Raw genomic sequence first — 14,840 nt, forward strand, 5'->3', positions numbered from 1 at the left:
AATGCATGCGGGTGTTCTGATATATACGTGCAACGCCGAGCTTTTTCTTCTGCTCGAGTACATTCTCGAGACCGAGGGATTTCCCGTCCGGCATTGCTCCAATGTGAGCGAACTGGTCGGTACAATCGGGGTCAGGAAGCCGCTCGCTGTCTTGGTTGATTGTTCCGATCGGCAACTGGAGGCGTATGGTCTTTGCCGCCGCATCAAGGCGACCAGCGATCGCCCGCCAGTCGCCGTCTTAACAAATGCACCGAGCAACAATCTGCGCAGTCTCGGAATCGACGTCGTCATATGCAGTCCTTACGATCCGCGACATCTGCTCGCGTTTCTCAAGGGCATTCAAATGAGCTTGCCCTGTAGCTCCCGCGCTGGCGTCTCGCGCGAGCAGATATTCCGGCACGCGGATATTGAGATGAATGTCACCAGAATTCGCGTAATGCGGAACGGACACGCGGTTAGCCTTTCCGCGCTACAGTTCAGACTGCTTCTACAATTCTTGAAGATGCCGGATGTGGTGCACAGCCGTGACGATCTCATCGCCGCCGGCTGGCCGCCTGAAGCCGAAGTCGAGCCCCGTACCGTCGATATCCATATCGGCCACATCAGGCGCGCGTTGAATCAATTTGGGCCTGATGTTATCCGCACCGTAAGATCCATTGGCTACTCGCTCGACGGGGTCGCTGCGCCCGGGGGGAAATTGAGCGTTTTCCATCCGGCCGGGTAGCGCCTTGCCGGATCAGCGCAAGGCGCACCCTCTGACCAGATGAACCGCTAGATCAAGCGGTCTCTGAGCCGTAGGAATACCTCAAACCAGAAGCCGTAATCGCTGTCTCGGCGCTCGGTCCAGGCCTCGAGCGCGCAATAGGCTGCCGCAGTTGCGGCCTCGCTGCCATAGAGACCGATCGCCGCCTCAACCACTACCTCCTGTTGGTGCTTCTGCCAGAAGCCATCTTTCCGGGGGCTTTGCTCCCCGACGGCGGGGTTGTCGAAAATCTTGGACACGCTGAACCTCCTGCTGTCCGGCGCAGGGGATCAATGGGTTTGCCGGACGTTGGAACTCAGCTTTTGTGAGCCACTGAACCCAGTCGGTTCTCTTCGTGCCGTCCCTGGCAAACATGTCCTGCTAAGGGAGAGTACAGGGGACAGTTTAATTCTGGCCTCTCTCCGCCTGCATGCGCAATTGCTCGACGTGTTGCTTACATATGATCTCCACTTGAGCGATTAAGTCGCTGACTTTTTCCGCGAGCCAGTCAAGTGCCTCTTGACTGATTTCGTAGTGATCCGAGTATCTAGCCTTCACATAGGCTTCGTTGATGATGTTGAACCAGGCGCTGTAGCGTTGCCGATCGCGCGGCCAAACAGCGACGAGACGTTCGTCCCTGTCCTCTGCTAACTGACGCAGGTGCTTCAAGTTATGCGAGGGAGGGGAGTAGTTAGTGAGTGTGAGGAGCAACGTCGCGTACGAATGCTCCATCGCTTGATGGAGGAGAAAAGCAGCGTCGTTGAGCATCGCCCGCTCAGCAGCGGCCATTTTCGCGAGCTTCAAGGAATTATTCGCCCTCTGGAGCCGGACGAAATGTCTCTTCGCGGTTTCATATTCGTCAGTAGGACTCAGCGGCCTTGGCGCCGCCAATGGTTCATCGTCCAATTCGTAGAGTATGACGCCTTCCTTGCGAATATCGACGAAGAAATATAGTCCTCCTCGCAGAGCGGTATTCACCTCGCGGCGTGAATGGACGACAAAATTCACCGGCGTTTCCACGCCTTGTAGCCGAAGCAGCCGATCCTGAGCCTTGTGCCAGTAAGCCGCAAAGTCCGTCAACTTACGGTTATTGACGACAATTAACAGGTCGTAGTCCGATTTATATCCCTTTTTCGTGTGCGGCTCGTCGACCCATGTTCCACGGGCGTAGGATCCGAAGAGGATGATCTTCAGAATGCGGCCACGCTTCTTGAAGTCGGCCGTTGCCTCCTTGAGGGCGTCCTCGAATTCCTCGTGCAAAACCTCGACGATGCGCGCGAGCTCGCGCTGCTTTCGCTGTGGAAGATGATCGAGGCTGGTCTTCATCGGTTCGGGCGCGTTCTCTGGGGTCATGATGCATGAATAGCGAACCCGGTTCGCTGAATCCACAGAGTGCTCAACTTACGGCGAAAATCAACAAAAATGTTGCAACAAAAACTGGCGATAAATGCGTTATTGGTAAGTATTTATGACGATTATGCACGAAACCCACAGAAATCTAGGGATTACGCGGAAGCGGTGCGCATACTATTTCCAATTTTTGTGACATCAAATATCGGGAAGAGAACGGCGATGAGGCAGCTTGGCCGCATGGAAAATCAGTACACCAAACCCTTGGTCTTGATTTGCTCGGGTAATGCAAACTTCTACGTGCTGCTTGCACATATCCTTGCGTCGGAAGGATTTCAGACGCTGTTGCTGGGCGAGGAAGAGGTAGTGGACCAAGCCGCGCTAAGGCCGATCACAGCGATCATACTGGATTCGGCACAGGATCCAGAGCTCACAGTGAGAACATGTGCTGCCATAAAGGCCAATGAAATAACCTCGCGCATCCCGACTATCGCGCTCGTTTCGTCGGGGAACGAGCGGTACTATTTGGCATTGTTGAGAGCGGGAATTGACGAAAACTTCGTGCGCCCTGTCTCTCCGGCAAGGCTGCTGGCCTATCTTGGTTCTTTGCCGCACAACGGTGCAAATGATAAGCAGCCGATAGATCCCGCTAGGGAAGAGGCGGCTGCGATCTTTGGCGCGTTAAGAATAGCGCCCGGACGCCGTCTCGTCAGGTATGGTGATGAAGAAGTTCAATTCGGCCCTATCGAATTCAACTTGTTGCGATGCCTGCTGGAAGCGCCAGGCCGGGTGCGCAGCCGTTTGGAACTGATCGAAGCGGCTTGGCCATCTAATCGCTACGTGCAGCCGCGCACCGTGGACGTGCATGTCGCGCGGTTGCGTCGGGAGCTCGAGCGCCTGACCGGCCGTCCTCTTATTCGCACAATACGGGCCACGGGCTATGCAATCGACATTGATGACGGTGCGATTGACTCTGCGTAAGCTTCACACTTCTCATGTTTGTTTCAAAATTTGTGGAAAGGAAATGCTACCTTTAATTTTTGTCGCGCATTTCGAAACTAAGCTTGAAAATATTTTGCAAATACTTCGTTGAGTTCGGCGGCAAACGAAATAAAGCTCCTGTACATTCATGTTCAAGTGTCGGGAGATTATCGAATGGAAGGAAAAGCGCTGGGGCAGGGAAGCATTGCTGGCAAAGGTGCTCCAAGGAATACCGCCAGCTTGATCCAATACGCCCAAAGCCATTTCGATGCGGCGCATTTTCAGGGCTTGATGGCGATTTACGGGCGTCCCCTGGCGGATCGTGCCGTGGCACTAACCCATGACCGTGGACGCCGAGTGGTTGACTTTGTGCGTTGCTCCTATCTCGGCTTGGACAACCATCCGCAGATTGTTGCGGGTGCCGTTGAAGCAATGAAAGAATACGGCACGCTTCATTGGTCATGCGCAAGAACGCGTCTCAATTTCTCGATTCTCGGTGACCTGGAGGCGGCGCTGTCGGAATTGTTCGATGCGCGAGTGATTACTTATACCACAGTGCTCGCGGCCAACATGGGCGCGCTGCCGCTGATTGCTTCCGGCCATCTCACCGGTGGCGTTAAGCCGCTGATGGTGTTCGATCGCTTGGCCCACGCGACACTTGCTTTTCACAAGGGAACCATTGCCGCCGAAACCCGTGTCGAGACCATCGCTCACAACGATCTCGAGGCGCTCGAGATGCTCTGCCGCACCAACGGATCCGTTGCCTTCGTTTGCGACGGCGTCTATTCAATGGGCGGGAGCGCCGATCTCGCGCGCCTAAGGCGCCTGCAGGAGCGCTACGGTCTCTTCCTCTATATCGATGACGCACACGGCGTATCGATCTTCGGCAAACACGGCGAAGGGTTTGCCAGATCGCAAATGAGCGGCCCATTGGGTGAGCGAACGATAGTTGCGGCTTCGCTCGGAAAGGGCTTCGGCGCCTCGGGCGGCTTGATCATGCTCGGAACGGCGCGGCAAGAGGAACTGTTTCGAAGGTTCGCGGTCGCTCATGCGTTTTCGGCGTCGCTTAATGTCGCGGCAATCGGCGCGGCGCGAGCATCGCAGCAACTGCATCTGACGGAAGAACTCACTGAGCTACAACAGAGGCTCCGGAGCAGAACCGCCTTGTTCGACAGCCTCGTTCCGACAGAGCAGCAAGGCTCGCCGTTGCCGATACGAACGGTTGAGATAGGTGATGAGATGACGGCCATCGGAGCCGCAAGAGCCTTGCTCGATCGCGGCTTTTATACATCGGCGATCTTCTTTCCCACGGTACCGCGAGGGAGGGCAGGGTTGCGGCTTTGCCCCACAGCCGGACATTCGGAAGATGACATCCGCGGGTTGGGCATCGCGATCCAAGACGTGCTGAAAGAAATATCGGCCAGATAAGCGCCTGCCGGTACACAGGACTCTCAGCCGAAAGTGAAGCAATAAGGAGCGGTCATGTACGAGCACCTCGCCGAGTGCTGCGTCTTCGTCGCAGGTAAAAGGAACATCATCGAGAGTGTTTTCCTCCGGGTCGCGGAGTTTTGCGTGTCGACTGTGGACAACGGAACGGAAAAGATCTTCCGGTTCATCGATGGAGAGGCCGTCGTGAGAGCCGTCGACGTAGGTATTCTGATGCGCGTCGGCGCGACAGACGTCATCTCTTACTATGGTATAAGAACGGCATTGGAGGGCAGTATCCTTGAGGTGGCGGCTTTGCCGCCAGAGGGATTGGCGTGGCACCCGGTCGGTCAAAGGCAATCTACGGCCACCGACCCGATAAACTCGCCCCTGAGCAGCGGCTCAAACTTGCAGTGAGTGGGCTAAGACGCGCCGAGGCGCCGTTTCAAGCGAGAACCCCCCGTTGGTCCGAAATCCACGTAATGCTCACGCACCAGGTCGAGCACCAGGTTGCGGAAATCCTCGCTATGGCGCCGGTTGCTCGGCCGGCCGCGCTTCTTCGAGACCAGCCCGTCGGCGCCGGCCTGGTCATAGGCCTGCAGCAGCCGGTGCACCTGACTGCGGCTAAGGCCGAGCAGTTCGGCCGCCTGGACGACGCTCAGGCTGCGGCCGCGAATCCGCTGGATCAGTTCAAGACGATGCAATTCCTTCTGCGACATGGTGATCAAACAAGACATGACGACTCCGAACGCTCATGGTCTCAGCCACGCTTCACGTCGCCAGTCTTCCTTCCAAACGTTGACGTTTGACCAGCATCCCAAGCGGCGACGACTGTCGCATCTCTAACTGGCTCATATGTCGCATCTCTAAACGGCCGCTACACAAGCTGTGGCGGCAAGGTTAAACTGTCCGCCGTTGGGCAAAGTTGAAATGTCACTTTGGGTGCGTCACCAACCATTTAGAAATACGACACGCGGCATCTCCACTGGCGCTGAGGCAAGCCCCCGACCGGACCGGCTGGGCCGGGTTGCAAGGGAAGGGAGGGGGCGGATGAGACGCACCCATCGGCTTTAGCTTTGACAGTTGCAGCAGCCAGTCATTCCGCCGCATCGAGCTCAGAGAGCGCTTGTCGCCGTCGGGCAATGACCGCTGGATCGTTGGTGAAATCCGTCCGCTTGCCCGGCTTGCGGCCACGCGGTCGGTAGCCGATCTTCTCGCTGTTGGTCTTCACCTTCGGCGCCGGCCGCTCGTCCTGGCGCGCCTTGATGTAGGCCAGGACATCACCGAGCCGCTTGTTCTCGGTGATCGCCGCATGCGTCACCCGCTGGTCCTTGTCGAATACCCGGTAGGGCAGGGAATGGCCTTTCCACCGCACATCGAGCCGGCCGTCGGCATAGGCGTAGGTCTCGACATAGCGACCGACCAGCCCGCGCGTCACCTCGGTCTCCTCAAGCATGATCCGCTGGCGCTCGAACGAAAACGTCAGCTGCGCACCGACGTAGCGCTGCTCGCGTTTGCACAGGATCTCCTTGAGCCGATCCGGGGCAAGATTCAGCGACCGGTGCAGGTCATCAGGTCGGGCAGGGGTAATGGCAAACTGCCGGTTATAGCCCTCCATGAACCGAGGCAGGAAGGCGTTGCCGTCGTCCATGCCACAGATGCCCTCCAGGCGCAGATCCTTAATCAAACGGTCCTGCAGCGTCCGGTTCATCCGCTCGACACGGCCCTTCGCCTGGCTCGAATTTGCACAAAGAATCTCAATGTTTAGCTCTGAAAGCGCACGCCCGAACTGGGTCATGCCCTGGCCGCCCTTGGCGTCTTTCTTCGCCACCCGGAACACGGAATGCTTGTCGGAATAGAAGGCGACCGGAGCACCATGATTTTTGAGATAAAGCTCCAGCGCCTCGAAATAGCTGAACGCACTTTCCGAGCGCACGAAACGCAACTGCATCAGCTTGCCGGTCGCATCATCGATGAACACCAGCAGCGAGCATGGATCACCGCGATCCTCGAACCAGCGGTGCTCCGATCCATCGATCTGCACCAGCTCGCCATAGGCCTCGCGTCGCAATCGTGGCTGGTGGAAGGTGCGCCGCTGCTTGCGCGACAGCCAAAGTCCGGCCTCCGACATCCATTTGCGCAAGGTCTCGCGCGACACCCGCAAGCCATCGCGCTCGGCAAGCTTCTCTGCCGCTAGCGTCGGACCAAAGTCGGCATAGCGTTCGCGAACCAGCGTCACTGCATAATCCCGAACGCCGTCGCTGATCCGGTTGTTCGATGGCCGACCGATCGCCTTGTGCCGGATCGATGCGGCACCATCCGTCCGGATCCGCTCCAGCAGTCGACGCACCTGGCGCGTGCTTAACCCCAGAACATGAGCGGCCGTTACCAGCGTCATCCGACCATCGATGACCTTCGACAAAACCTCAATCCGCTGCAGATCACGCTCGCTCATCGCAATCAATCCCATCCGCAATCTCCCAGGTCATCTAAACCCGGGGAGAGTGACATTCTTACATTGCAGAAACAGGACACTTTAACTTTGCGGCTACACCAACTGATCAGATAATCAGCATTATGGAACAGGGAAGCGGTTTCCTCGAGCTGCATGAAGACCGGGTTGCCCGAAGCTACAAACGGCGACCGATGGAAAGCCAAATCCGCTTCCGAAAAGCTCTGCAGGGTATCGGCCTTCTCCTGGCGCGGAATGCATCCGTGATAACCAATATTTCGTGGTCCTTGGCGCGCAAGGCTGCCAATTCCGCCACGGCGGGCTCAATCGCCCGGCGCAGTTCCATCAGAGGCAGGCTCATCCGGGCCTTGAATGCAGGAGGCGCAGAGGATGACATTGTCCGAGTTGCCCGCGATGGCGAGCAACGCGGTTCAGCAGGCTCAGGAGGACATGGCGCTGATCGCCCCGGGGCGAGGAAAATCGACCTCCTCTGGCGTAGGCTTCGCGTTCTCCTCGATCAGGGGGCAACGGAGGGAAGCTATCTCCCGGCCGGCCCTGGCGGATTCCGGCGCCAAGGCTTAAAACCGCACCACCAAACCCAGGATCGGCCCCTGCTGAACGACGTCGAAGACAAACCCGTCATCGCTGTAGTCGACCCCAAGCGCGCGATATCCGGCGACGGCAGATATGGTGTCACTGAACCGGTAACCGATCGCGGCGGCCACGTCCCAATCGAGATCGGCACCGCCGGCGCCGACCAGTCCCCATCCCGTGAGGTAGATTTCCGGCGTGATCGAATAAGTTCCGCGAAAGCCGGCCAGCCCGTCCACCCAGGCCGCGTCGTCCTCTCTCGAAACCCCGTCGAGAATGCCGCCGCTGAAGGAGAGTTCAGTTTCGACGGACCAGACACGCAGGCCACCCACGACATCGAGCCGCAGGGAACTGTCGTGAAAGACTGTATAGCCGGCGCCGATCAAGCCGGCGAAAGTCTCCGTCGAGAGTTCGACGTCGGTTGCGAGAATGCCCCTGGGCGTGCCGCCCTGACCCGAAAGTTTAGTGTACAGCACGTCGCCGAAGATGCTATAGGGCCCATAGCGCGCCTCGCCGATCGCCATTGCAGCAAAGTCGAGGTGGTCGAACACATCGCTGAAGCTGGCATCACGTCGACGGCAGGCAGACCGAACTGCTGAATATCTCCTGAGAGCCCCGCCGCCCAGAAGTACGGCGCGAAGGAAAACGTCCAGCCGCTCTCGGTCGTGACCTGCTGGACCTCCGGCGTCACCGGAGAATAGATATCCGCGGCCGTTGCGCCGCCGGCAAGCAGGCAGCCTCCGATGGAGATCAGGGCCCGTACGAAGCGAGACGTCATCACATCCTCCAATCAATGCGCGCTGTTTGCGGCCGATTCCGGCCAATACTTAAATCCGTTCGAATCTCTAACGAGACACATTTTCGGCCCTCCCATTGCTTGTCAACGTCTCCTCGAGATTGACCTTCTTGGGCGGTGCGCCGCGGCCTTCGATGATGGTGACAGGCGCTGTAATCGTGGCGGCCGCGACGGTGCCGACATTCTTGGCCGTGCCGGCGACGACGGCGGTGATCCCCTCGCCCAAAGTGATCTCGGAGTCGGTCAGCGTCTGCCCCTTGATGATCCGCTGCCCGATCAGTTGCACGATCTCGGGGCTCTCAGCGAACTTGCCGTGGTGCAAGCCGTCATCCGTCTCGACCTTGGTGAGGTCGATCGCAGTAATGCCGGCTGTCTCTAGCTGCGTGCGATAGGGTTCGGCGCTGGGGTCGATCGCGCCGAGCCGCGAGACATCCCCCGAGATCAGTCGCGAAAGCGCCAGCGCCCGGTCGTCCTGCGAGACGAAGATCGTAAATTTCGGCCGTTCATCGCCCATATCGGTCCACTGCTTGGCGAAGACGTCGAGGTCGATGTCGGGCGAAGCGAGAATCACGTTCTCGATCTTCGGCGCGATCTTCCCGTCGCGAATTCCCATCTGGCGCAGCGCCTCCATCGTCAGCCAGGTTCCCATAGAATGGGCAAGGATGGTGACGTCCTTGACGTTCGGGGCATTTGCCAGCGTGCGCAGCGTATCCTCGAGCGCGGTGCGCGAATAGTTGGTGCTCTCCTTGTCGTAATTATAGTCGAACACCCGCGCACGCGACGGCCAGGTGAACAGCATAGGTGTCGCCTGCGCACCGGAATCATGGACAATCTGGGCCAGCCGGAAGACGCCGTCCTCATAGCGGTTGTTGAAGCCATGCACGAAAAGAAGCACATGGCCGTCCTTGTTATGGGCGCGGAACCAGGTGCGCGCCTCGTCTTCCGATGCCATTTCGCGCACGCGCGTGACGGCGAAATCGGTTTCCGGATTGGGTGGCAGCTTGCGCGGCCACTGCACCGTGCCCGGCGCGCGGCGCGAGTCCGGCGGGATCGAAACCCCCACCTCGGTCATCGAAAGCGTCGGGCTGCGCTCTCCCGAAAACAGGGTCGCCGGGTCGCCCGAGGGCTGGCGCGTGGTCGCCACCAGCATGTCGACCTGCGAGGTGTTCGACGGCTGCGCCAGCGCCACCGGAGTCATCACGCCTTTAGGGTGACCCCCGCAACCCGAAACAAGAGACAGCGCAACGAAGGCCACAGCGGCTCGCCGGCCAACCTTCGCAACAGAGGACACATTTTCTTGCAAGCGCACGTCCCTCAGCAACTGTCCTGTCCCCCACGATTCGGCGCTGCTGACACATTTGCCACCACATCAGTTGACTGGCAATTGTGGGGCCGGAGCACGAGGTCCATCAGCAAACTGCCGGGAGGGCACCTCCCGCGTTCAGAAGCTCCAGGAGACATGCAGCTTGCCCTCCCATATGTCGAGGTCGTCCTGGCCGAGGCTCAGATATCCTCCGGTCGCTTCGATCTGCAGGTTATTGTTCAACAGCATCCTGAAACCCGAGCGGAGTGAAAACACCCAGGGCGACGGCGTTGCTTCGTTAAGATCACCGGTGAGAATCTTGCCGTCGTTCGGCCGCTCGAATTCATATTGAGCGCCTAGCTCGGCGAAGACGAGGAACGGCTGTCCGTCGGGCAGGCGAAAGAACCGGCTGACCTCTGTCGACAGATCCAGGACCCCATAATTGTAGCTGTCGCCCGGAAGCGACACGCTCACCGGAAGATTGAGAATATTGCCCGAGAGATCGTAACCATCGCTGTCGACGTGTGAAAAGGTGACGGATGCCTTTGGGCGGATGAAATAGGCCCCGAACTTGTATTGACCATGTAGCGACACCTCGCCGGCGAAGCGCTCTGAATCGTAGTCGCCGCCGAGTACGCTCAGGTCGACATCGTTATTGTAGCGGCCGTAGGTCAGGGAAGCGTCGACCACCCAGTGCTTCGACAGGCGATAAGCCAAATAGGGGCCGAAGCTGAAGCCTTCGGTATCGATGTCCAGGGACCCGCTGAAGGCGTCCGTCGAACTGTCTTCCAACGAAAAGGACATGCCGAGGACAAGGTCGTCGGTAATACGGCGATCGAGGCCCATGTCCAGCGAGCGGGCAAGCGTGTCGCTGTCGCGCTCGTAGCGCTCGTCGGAGATGTCGGCGAACCGCGCATCCCACCAGAAATTCCACAGCGAGGGAGCAGGCAGATCACGGCCGGGCGTCAACGGCACCGCTGGCGACTGCGCGCTTCCCTGGGCGGCTGCCTCTTCGGGAACGAGCTCCGGGCAGATCGGCAGGTCGCGCCGCTGATTGGTGTCAACGGAGCGGGGGTCGATACAGGTCTGCGGCGTCCGGGCCGCGGTCACGCGGCCACCTCTAGCCGGGGTCGGGGTGGGCGGAGCGAACCCAGGAAAGACGGGCTGCGGGCCGACGTCAGGGCGGCCGTCAGGCAGGGAGAAATCCGGGAAGACGGGCTGCGGGCCGACGTCAGGGCGGCCGTCAGGCAGGGAGAAGTCCGGGAAGACGGGCTGCGGGCCGACGTCAGGGCGGCCGTCAGGCAGGGAGAAGTCCGGGAAGACGGGCTGCGGGCCGACGTCAGGGCGGCCGTCAGGCAGGGAGAAATCCGGGAAGACAGGCTGCGGGCCGACATCCGGTAGGCCCTGCGGCCAGGTGATGTCAGGACGCGGCCCGCGCTTCTGGTTCTGCGTGTCGAGCAGACAAGGCTTGCCGGCCGATGTGTCGTAGAGCTTGTGCGTCCCGCCGTTGCCGCTCGAAACGACCGGCGAAAGCGAGAGGTGGAGACCGCGTTTGCTTTTATTCCAGGTATCGACGGTTTCATTGCCCTGGGCCGCCTCGAGGCTGAAAGAGCCAGCACTGGTCCCCGAAAGCCAGACTGATCGCGTCGCCCCTTGCGTGTTTCCGAGATAGGCCAGGCCGCCGCGCGAGTTGCAGTTCGCAGCAAATGCTTCCCCGGTTGGACTAAGGCCCGGGATGCCCGCAATCAGAGCCCCACCGAGATACATGGATTGCGCCAGTCTTCCACAATGGTGGGCTTGGTCGCCAAGCATGCTCCGCACCCGTCGCATCATGGGGTCCGCCTCACGCAACGGAAACCAACGTGGCTTGTCGTCGTGTCGATCTCCTGGGCGTGCCGCGCCGCGGGACGGTACCGCCGGCAGTAGTTCGGCGCACAAAGGTGCGATCCGCCCTTGAGCACGCGCCGCACAACCTTCACCCTGGCCGCTGGATCGACGCTCGCATCGGCATTCGTGTTCAGCGGATTGCTCGGAATGCAGCAGGGCTTGGCGGCCGGCTCGACATGGCGCACGGACCAATAGTCCGAGGTCCACTCCCAGACATTGCCGATCATGTCATAGAGGCCATAGCCGTTCGGAGGATAAAATCTCACCGGCGACGTTCGCGCGAACCCGTCCTCCATCGCATTTTCGATTGGGAAGCTCCCCTGCCAGGTATTGGCCATGTGATTTCCGCCCGGCACAAGCTCGTCGCCGCAGGCGAACTCGGCGTCTTCAAGACCGCCACGCGCGGCGAGTTCCCATTCGGCCTCGGTCGGCAGCTCCTTGCCGACCCATTCGGCATAAGCCTTGGCATCGTCATAGGCGACATGGACGACCGGGTGATCCAGTATGGCTCCGATGCTGCTCTTGCGCCCCAGCGGGTGCCGCCAGTTGGCGCCGAGCGTGAAGATCCACCATTGCGATATGTCGTTCCCCTGCAGCGGGCGCTTCGGAGGCGTGAACACCAGCGAGCCGGCCCTCAGATTGGCAGGAGGGGCGCCCGGATAGTCTTCGGCGCGCGGCTTTCTTTCCGCAAAGGTCACATGCCCCGTCGAATTTACGAATTCGAGGAATTGCCGATTCGTCACCGGCGCCTCGTCGATCCAGAAGCCGTCGACGGTTACGGGATGAACGGGCGCTTCCTCGGGGTAATGGTCGTTCGATCCCATCATGAACGTCGCACCGGGAACCCAGACCATCTCCGCCGCCGGTCGATGCTCCAGTGCAGCAGACTTCATCGACGATCTCCCGAACACATTCGACATCGGTCCTCAGTCCTGGACGACTTCCCAGTCGTCGTTCGGATTGAACGTGCGGATCGCTGCTGCGGTCTTCTCCGTGTCCTCGCCGAGATCGGCCTCGTAGACGATGCCGTTGCGGTTGACCACGAAGGTGTTCACGCCGCTGACCCCGTATTTCACCGGCCAGGCCACCAGGCCGAAGCCGGCGATCATGTTGCCGTTGATGACGTAGTCGTATTTCCCGCCGGCAATATTCTCACCCTGGCTGGTCAGGATGCGGTAGCGATAGCCCTGAAAGCCTTCGCCGGCCTTCGCCCGGTCCAGAGCGGCACCCTCGGCAAGAGCCGCAGCCGCCGGGCTTTCCTCGCCGCCGAACTGCTCGGCCGGCCAATACATGCCATCCTGCGCGCCCTCGCTGCTGATCAGCTTCTGGGCGTATTCCATGACGCCGTCGCCGTCATGATCGTCGAGCGCGTATTCCTCCTGCGCCTCGACATAGGCGCGCATGGTGGCAAGCGTGGCGAGCTCGTTCTCGCCGACCCGGCGGTTGGCGATCTCTTCCAGGCCGACGAAGGTGTCGAACGCCCATTTGCCATCGTCCCCCTTCGCGATCGGGAAGGGAAAGGGCCAGAGTTCCTCGCCGATCTCGATGACCTTGCGGCCCTCAACGTCCTCCACGACGACCTTCTCCTTCACCCCTTCCTTGATCTCGGCATAGGTGTCCATCACGCCCTCGCTCGCCTTGGCCTTGGCTGCGTCGAGCCCGACGAGGGCGGCGAGCTTGTCGAAGTCGCCACCGGTGACCGTCGACTTGAACGCCTCCACCGCCGCTTCCGGCGTGTCGAAGACCGGCGGATCCTCGGCCGCCGCATATTCCGAAAGCGGCGTCTCATCGCCGGCTTCCTGCGCCAGGGCCGGCGTAAGCGCCACCGGCATAAGGGCGGTGCTGCCAAGTAGGATCATCCCGAGAAGCGGGAGCGCGATCCCTTCACGAATGGACTTCGTCATCGTAGCCTCCCGATCCGATTACCGGCGACGTCCACCGCCGCGCTTCACCATCTTGTGTCCGCCACCGCCACGATGGCCGCCGCCCATGGAATGACGTCCACGGTTGGACGATATATGCGTCTGCCGCTTGTGGCCGACTTTGCCAAGCGCGGAATGCTTGCCGCCGGAGCGGTGCTGCACATGCTCGCCGGGCTTCGGCCTCGTGACCTTGCGGTTGACATGCGGCCTGGAGGTGGCGTGTTTTACGGTGCTGGCGCGGGCGCGGTTCACGGCAGCTTCTCCACCCGCGCGCCGCTGAACGTTCGCCGCCCGCTCGCGTTCTGCCCGACCGCGGTTCGCGTCGACCCTGCTCTTGCGGATGTCGTCGACCGAAACCTTGCCCGGCCTGTGCGCGATCGTGTCCGCGCGGCCGCGACGGACCTCCTTCGCACGATTGGCGATGTTGTTGTTGCGGTTCGCCTTGAAGTCGTTCTTGAACTTGTCGCGATCGAGATTGGCGAACTGGTTCTTATCGAATTTGATCTTGGACCGGTCGACGTTCTTCCAGTCGACGTCGTTGATCTTGAACTTGTCGCGGTCGATGTCGATGTCGTTGAAGCAATTGTCGCAGTCGATATCGACATCGCCGTCCCAATGCCCACCCCAGACGCCCCAGTCGTCCCAATCCACCGCCGCCGCCCATATCGCGGCACCGGTGATCGCAGCCGCGAAGTACGGCGCCGAGGGATAATAATAGTTGGGATAGGGGTTCTCGTAATAGGCGATTGGCGCCGGCGCGTAGCCTGGCTCGTAGAGCATTTGCGGCTCGTACCGGGGAACATAGATTTTTTCCGGATCCGCCGCCTGGATGACGACATTGTCGCCCTCGTTGACGACCTTCACCTTGTCGTCCGTCTTGATCACGCCGTCCGCCACGGCCTTGTCGCGCAAGGTCTGGATGGCGACCAGCACATCCTTCTGCTGATAGGCGAGCGCGCCGCCGAGCGCCTGGGTCCAGTTGAGGTCGTCGCTCATCATCTTGACGATGTCGGGGTAGTTGAGAAGCGATATCACGCTGTCGTCCCAGCTATCCTTCGGCTGCAGGTCCTTGTTTGTCTTCTTCTGTTCGAGGAAGCGCTGCGCCTCGACGATCTGCAGTGGGTAGAGCGACGCGGTGCTGATGAGCGCGACCAACTCGTCCGGATAAAGCGCGATGCGCGCGACCATGACCTCGAGCTCGTCCTCGGACAAGAGATCGGGTTGGTCCTCGCTTGGCGCGCTCGCCTGGCCTGCAGCGGTCCCCTGAGCAAGGCTCCGAGGAATCAGCGTCGGACTGGCGGCTATCAGCATTGCCAGGCCCGCAACACCGATTGGACGTACGAACAATCTGAGCAACTCATTTGGCATAGCATTACTCCCCACGCTTTTGC

Annotated in this window: 13 protein-coding genes and 2 pseudogenes; 5 read left to right on the top strand and 10 right to left on the bottom strand. The window is 60.2% G+C overall.

Going from position 1 to position 14,840, the window contains the following annotated elements:
- The first annotated feature begins 1 nt into the window (after position 1).
- The gene (rctC, locus tag PZL22_RS31125) at positions 2 to 724 is read left to right on the top strand and encodes an OmpR family response regulator RctC (RefSeq protein ID WP_127701452.1); all 723 of its coding nucleotides are present in this window, start codon (positions 2 to 4) and stop codon (positions 722 to 724) included.
- 47 nt (positions 725 to 771) lie between these two features.
- Here the strand turns inward: rctC and PZL22_RS31130 are convergent, their stop codons facing one another.
- Positions 772 to 1,002 carry a Y4oE-related protein gene (locus PZL22_RS31130; RefSeq protein ID WP_127701451.1) on the bottom strand — a complete coding sequence of 77 codons (231 nt, stop codon included), beginning with the start codon at positions 1,000 to 1,002 and terminating at the stop codon, positions 772 to 774.
- 145 nt (positions 1,003 to 1,147) lie between these two features.
- Positions 1,148 to 2,068 carry a nucleotidyltransferase and HEPN domain-containing protein gene (locus tag PZL22_RS31135; protein ID WP_027993986.1) on the bottom strand — a complete coding sequence of 307 codons (921 nt, stop codon included), beginning with the start codon at positions 2,066 to 2,068 and terminating at the stop codon, positions 1,148 to 1,150.
- Positions 2,069 to 2,314: 246 nt separating this feature from the next.
- Here PZL22_RS31135 and PZL22_RS31140 point away from each other — a divergent pair, with 246 nt between their 5' ends.
- The 3 genes from PZL22_RS31140 to rctB all read left to right on the top strand — a co-directional run bounded on the left by PZL22_RS31140 (position 2,315) and on the right by rctB (position 4,915).
- Positions 2,315 to 3,073: a winged helix-turn-helix transcriptional regulator gene (locus PZL22_RS31140; protein WP_127623000.1), complete on the top strand. Its 759-nt coding sequence runs from the start codon at positions 2,315 to 2,317 to the stop codon at positions 3,071 to 3,073.
- 174 nt (positions 3,074 to 3,247) lie between these two features.
- Positions 3,248 to 4,501: an 8-amino-7-oxononanoate synthase family protein gene (locus PZL22_RS31145; protein WP_127701450.1), complete on the top strand. Its 1,254-nt coding sequence runs from the start codon at positions 3,248 to 3,250 to the stop codon at positions 4,499 to 4,501.
- A gap of 54 nt (positions 4,502 to 4,555) precedes the next feature.
- Complete coding sequence (gene rctB, locus PZL22_RS31150; protein WP_127622986.1) at positions 4,556 to 4,915, top strand: SMa0974 family conjugal transfer regulator; 360 nt, start codon at positions 4,556 to 4,558, stop codon at positions 4,913 to 4,915.
- 44 nt (positions 4,916 to 4,959) lie between these two features.
- Here the strand turns inward: rctB and PZL22_RS31155 are convergent.
- Positions 4,960 to 5,235, bottom strand: a pseudogene (locus tag PZL22_RS31155) (helix-turn-helix domain-containing protein); the annotation flags it as partial.
- Positions 5,236 to 5,594: 359 nt separating this feature from the next.
- Complete coding sequence (locus PZL22_RS31160) at positions 5,595 to 6,968, bottom strand: ISNCY family transposase (RefSeq protein ID WP_014528618.1); 1,374 nt, start codon at positions 6,966 to 6,968, stop codon at positions 5,595 to 5,597.
- Positions 6,969 to 7,340: 372 nt separating this feature from the next.
- Between PZL22_RS31160 and PZL22_RS31165 the strand changes: the two genes are divergently transcribed.
- A complete protein-coding gene (locus tag PZL22_RS31165) occupies positions 7,341 to 7,532 on the top strand; it encodes a hypothetical protein (protein WP_127525945.1) in 192 nt (63 codons plus the stop codon).
- On the opposite strand, the pseudogene PZL22_RS31170 reads toward PZL22_RS31165, so the two are convergent.
- From PZL22_RS31170 to PZL22_RS31195, 6 genes and pseudogenes are all read right to left on the bottom strand, one after another.
- Positions 7,529 to 8,319 (bottom strand): annotated as a pseudogene (locus PZL22_RS31170) (hypothetical protein). The gene PZL22_RS31165 and the pseudogene PZL22_RS31170 overlap by 4 nt on opposite strands.
- A gap of 67 nt (positions 8,320 to 8,386) precedes the next feature.
- Positions 8,387 to 9,658: an alpha/beta hydrolase gene (locus tag PZL22_RS31175; protein WP_088198188.1), complete on the bottom strand. Its 1,272-nt coding sequence runs from the start codon at positions 9,656 to 9,658 to the stop codon at positions 8,387 to 8,389.
- A 120-nt stretch (positions 9,659 to 9,778) separates the two neighbouring features.
- On the bottom strand, positions 9,779 to 11,452 hold the full coding sequence (locus PZL22_RS31180; protein WP_284718757.1) for an autotransporter outer membrane beta-barrel domain-containing protein: 1,674 nt from the start codon (positions 11,450 to 11,452) through the stop codon (positions 9,779 to 9,781).
- Positions 11,453 to 11,469: 17 nt separating this feature from the next.
- A complete protein-coding gene (locus PZL22_RS31185) occupies positions 11,470 to 12,420 on the bottom strand; it encodes a formylglycine-generating enzyme family protein (protein WP_284718758.1) in 951 nt (316 codons plus the stop codon).
- Between the two features lie 33 nt (positions 12,421 to 12,453).
- Positions 12,454 to 13,431 carry a DUF2950 family protein gene (locus tag PZL22_RS31190; RefSeq protein WP_127621831.1) on the bottom strand — a complete coding sequence of 326 codons (978 nt, stop codon included), beginning with the start codon at positions 13,429 to 13,431 and terminating at the stop codon, positions 12,454 to 12,456.
- Positions 13,432 to 13,449: 18 nt separating this feature from the next.
- Positions 13,450 to 14,817 (bottom strand): DUF3300 domain-containing protein, encoded by a 1,368-nt coding sequence (locus PZL22_RS31195; protein WP_127621830.1) that lies wholly within the window; start codon positions 14,815 to 14,817, stop codon positions 13,450 to 13,452.
- Between the last annotated feature and the right edge of the window lie 23 nt (positions 14,818 to 14,840).

Origin of the sequence: Ensifer meliloti, assembly GCF_030064585.1 — a bacterium.
In the GTDB taxonomy this organism is placed as follows: Bacteria; Pseudomonadota; Alphaproteobacteria; order Rhizobiales; family Rhizobiaceae; genus Sinorhizobium; species Sinorhizobium meliloti.

What these genes read in the sequence shown, in the direction of transcription:
- rctB (WP_127622986.1), top strand. Translation starts at nt 4,556, where the DNA reads ATGTACGAGCACCTCGCCGAGTGCTGCGTCTTCGTCGCAGGTAAAAGG.
- PZL22_RS31195 (WP_127621830.1), bottom strand. Translation starts at nt 14,817, where the DNA reads ATGCCAAATGAGTTGCTCAGATTGTTCGTACGTCCAATCGGTGTTGCG.
- PZL22_RS31135 (WP_027993986.1), bottom strand. Translation starts at nt 2,068, where the DNA reads ATGAAGACCAGCCTCGATCATCTTCCACAGCGAAAGCAGCGCGAGCTC.
- PZL22_RS31190 (WP_127621831.1), bottom strand. Translation starts at nt 13,431, where the DNA reads ATGACGAAGTCCATTCGTGAAGGGATCGCGCTCCCGCTTCTCGGGATG.
- PZL22_RS31145 (WP_127701450.1), top strand. Translation starts at nt 3,248, where the DNA reads ATGGAAGGAAAAGCGCTGGGGCAGGGAAGCATTGCTGGCAAAGGTGCT.
- PZL22_RS31165 (WP_127525945.1), top strand. Translation starts at nt 7,341, where the DNA reads ATGACATTGTCCGAGTTGCCCGCGATGGCGAGCAACGCGGTTCAGCAG.
- PZL22_RS31185 (WP_284718758.1), bottom strand. Translation starts at nt 12,420, where the DNA reads ATGAAGTCTGCTGCACTGGAGCATCGACCGGCGGCGGAGATGGTCTGG.
- PZL22_RS31160 (WP_014528618.1), bottom strand. Translation starts at nt 6,968, where the DNA reads ATGGGATTGATTGCGATGAGCGAGCGTGATCTGCAGCGGATTGAGGTT.
- PZL22_RS31180 (WP_284718757.1), bottom strand. Translation starts at nt 11,452, where the DNA reads ATGCTTGGCGACCAAGCCCACCATTGTGGAAGACTGGCGCAATCCATG.
- rctC (WP_127701452.1), top strand. Translation starts at nt 2, where the DNA reads ATGCATGCGGGTGTTCTGATATATACGTGCAACGCCGAGCTTTTTCTT.
- PZL22_RS31140 (WP_127623000.1), top strand. Translation starts at nt 2,315, where the DNA reads ATGAGGCAGCTTGGCCGCATGGAAAATCAGTACACCAAACCCTTGGTC.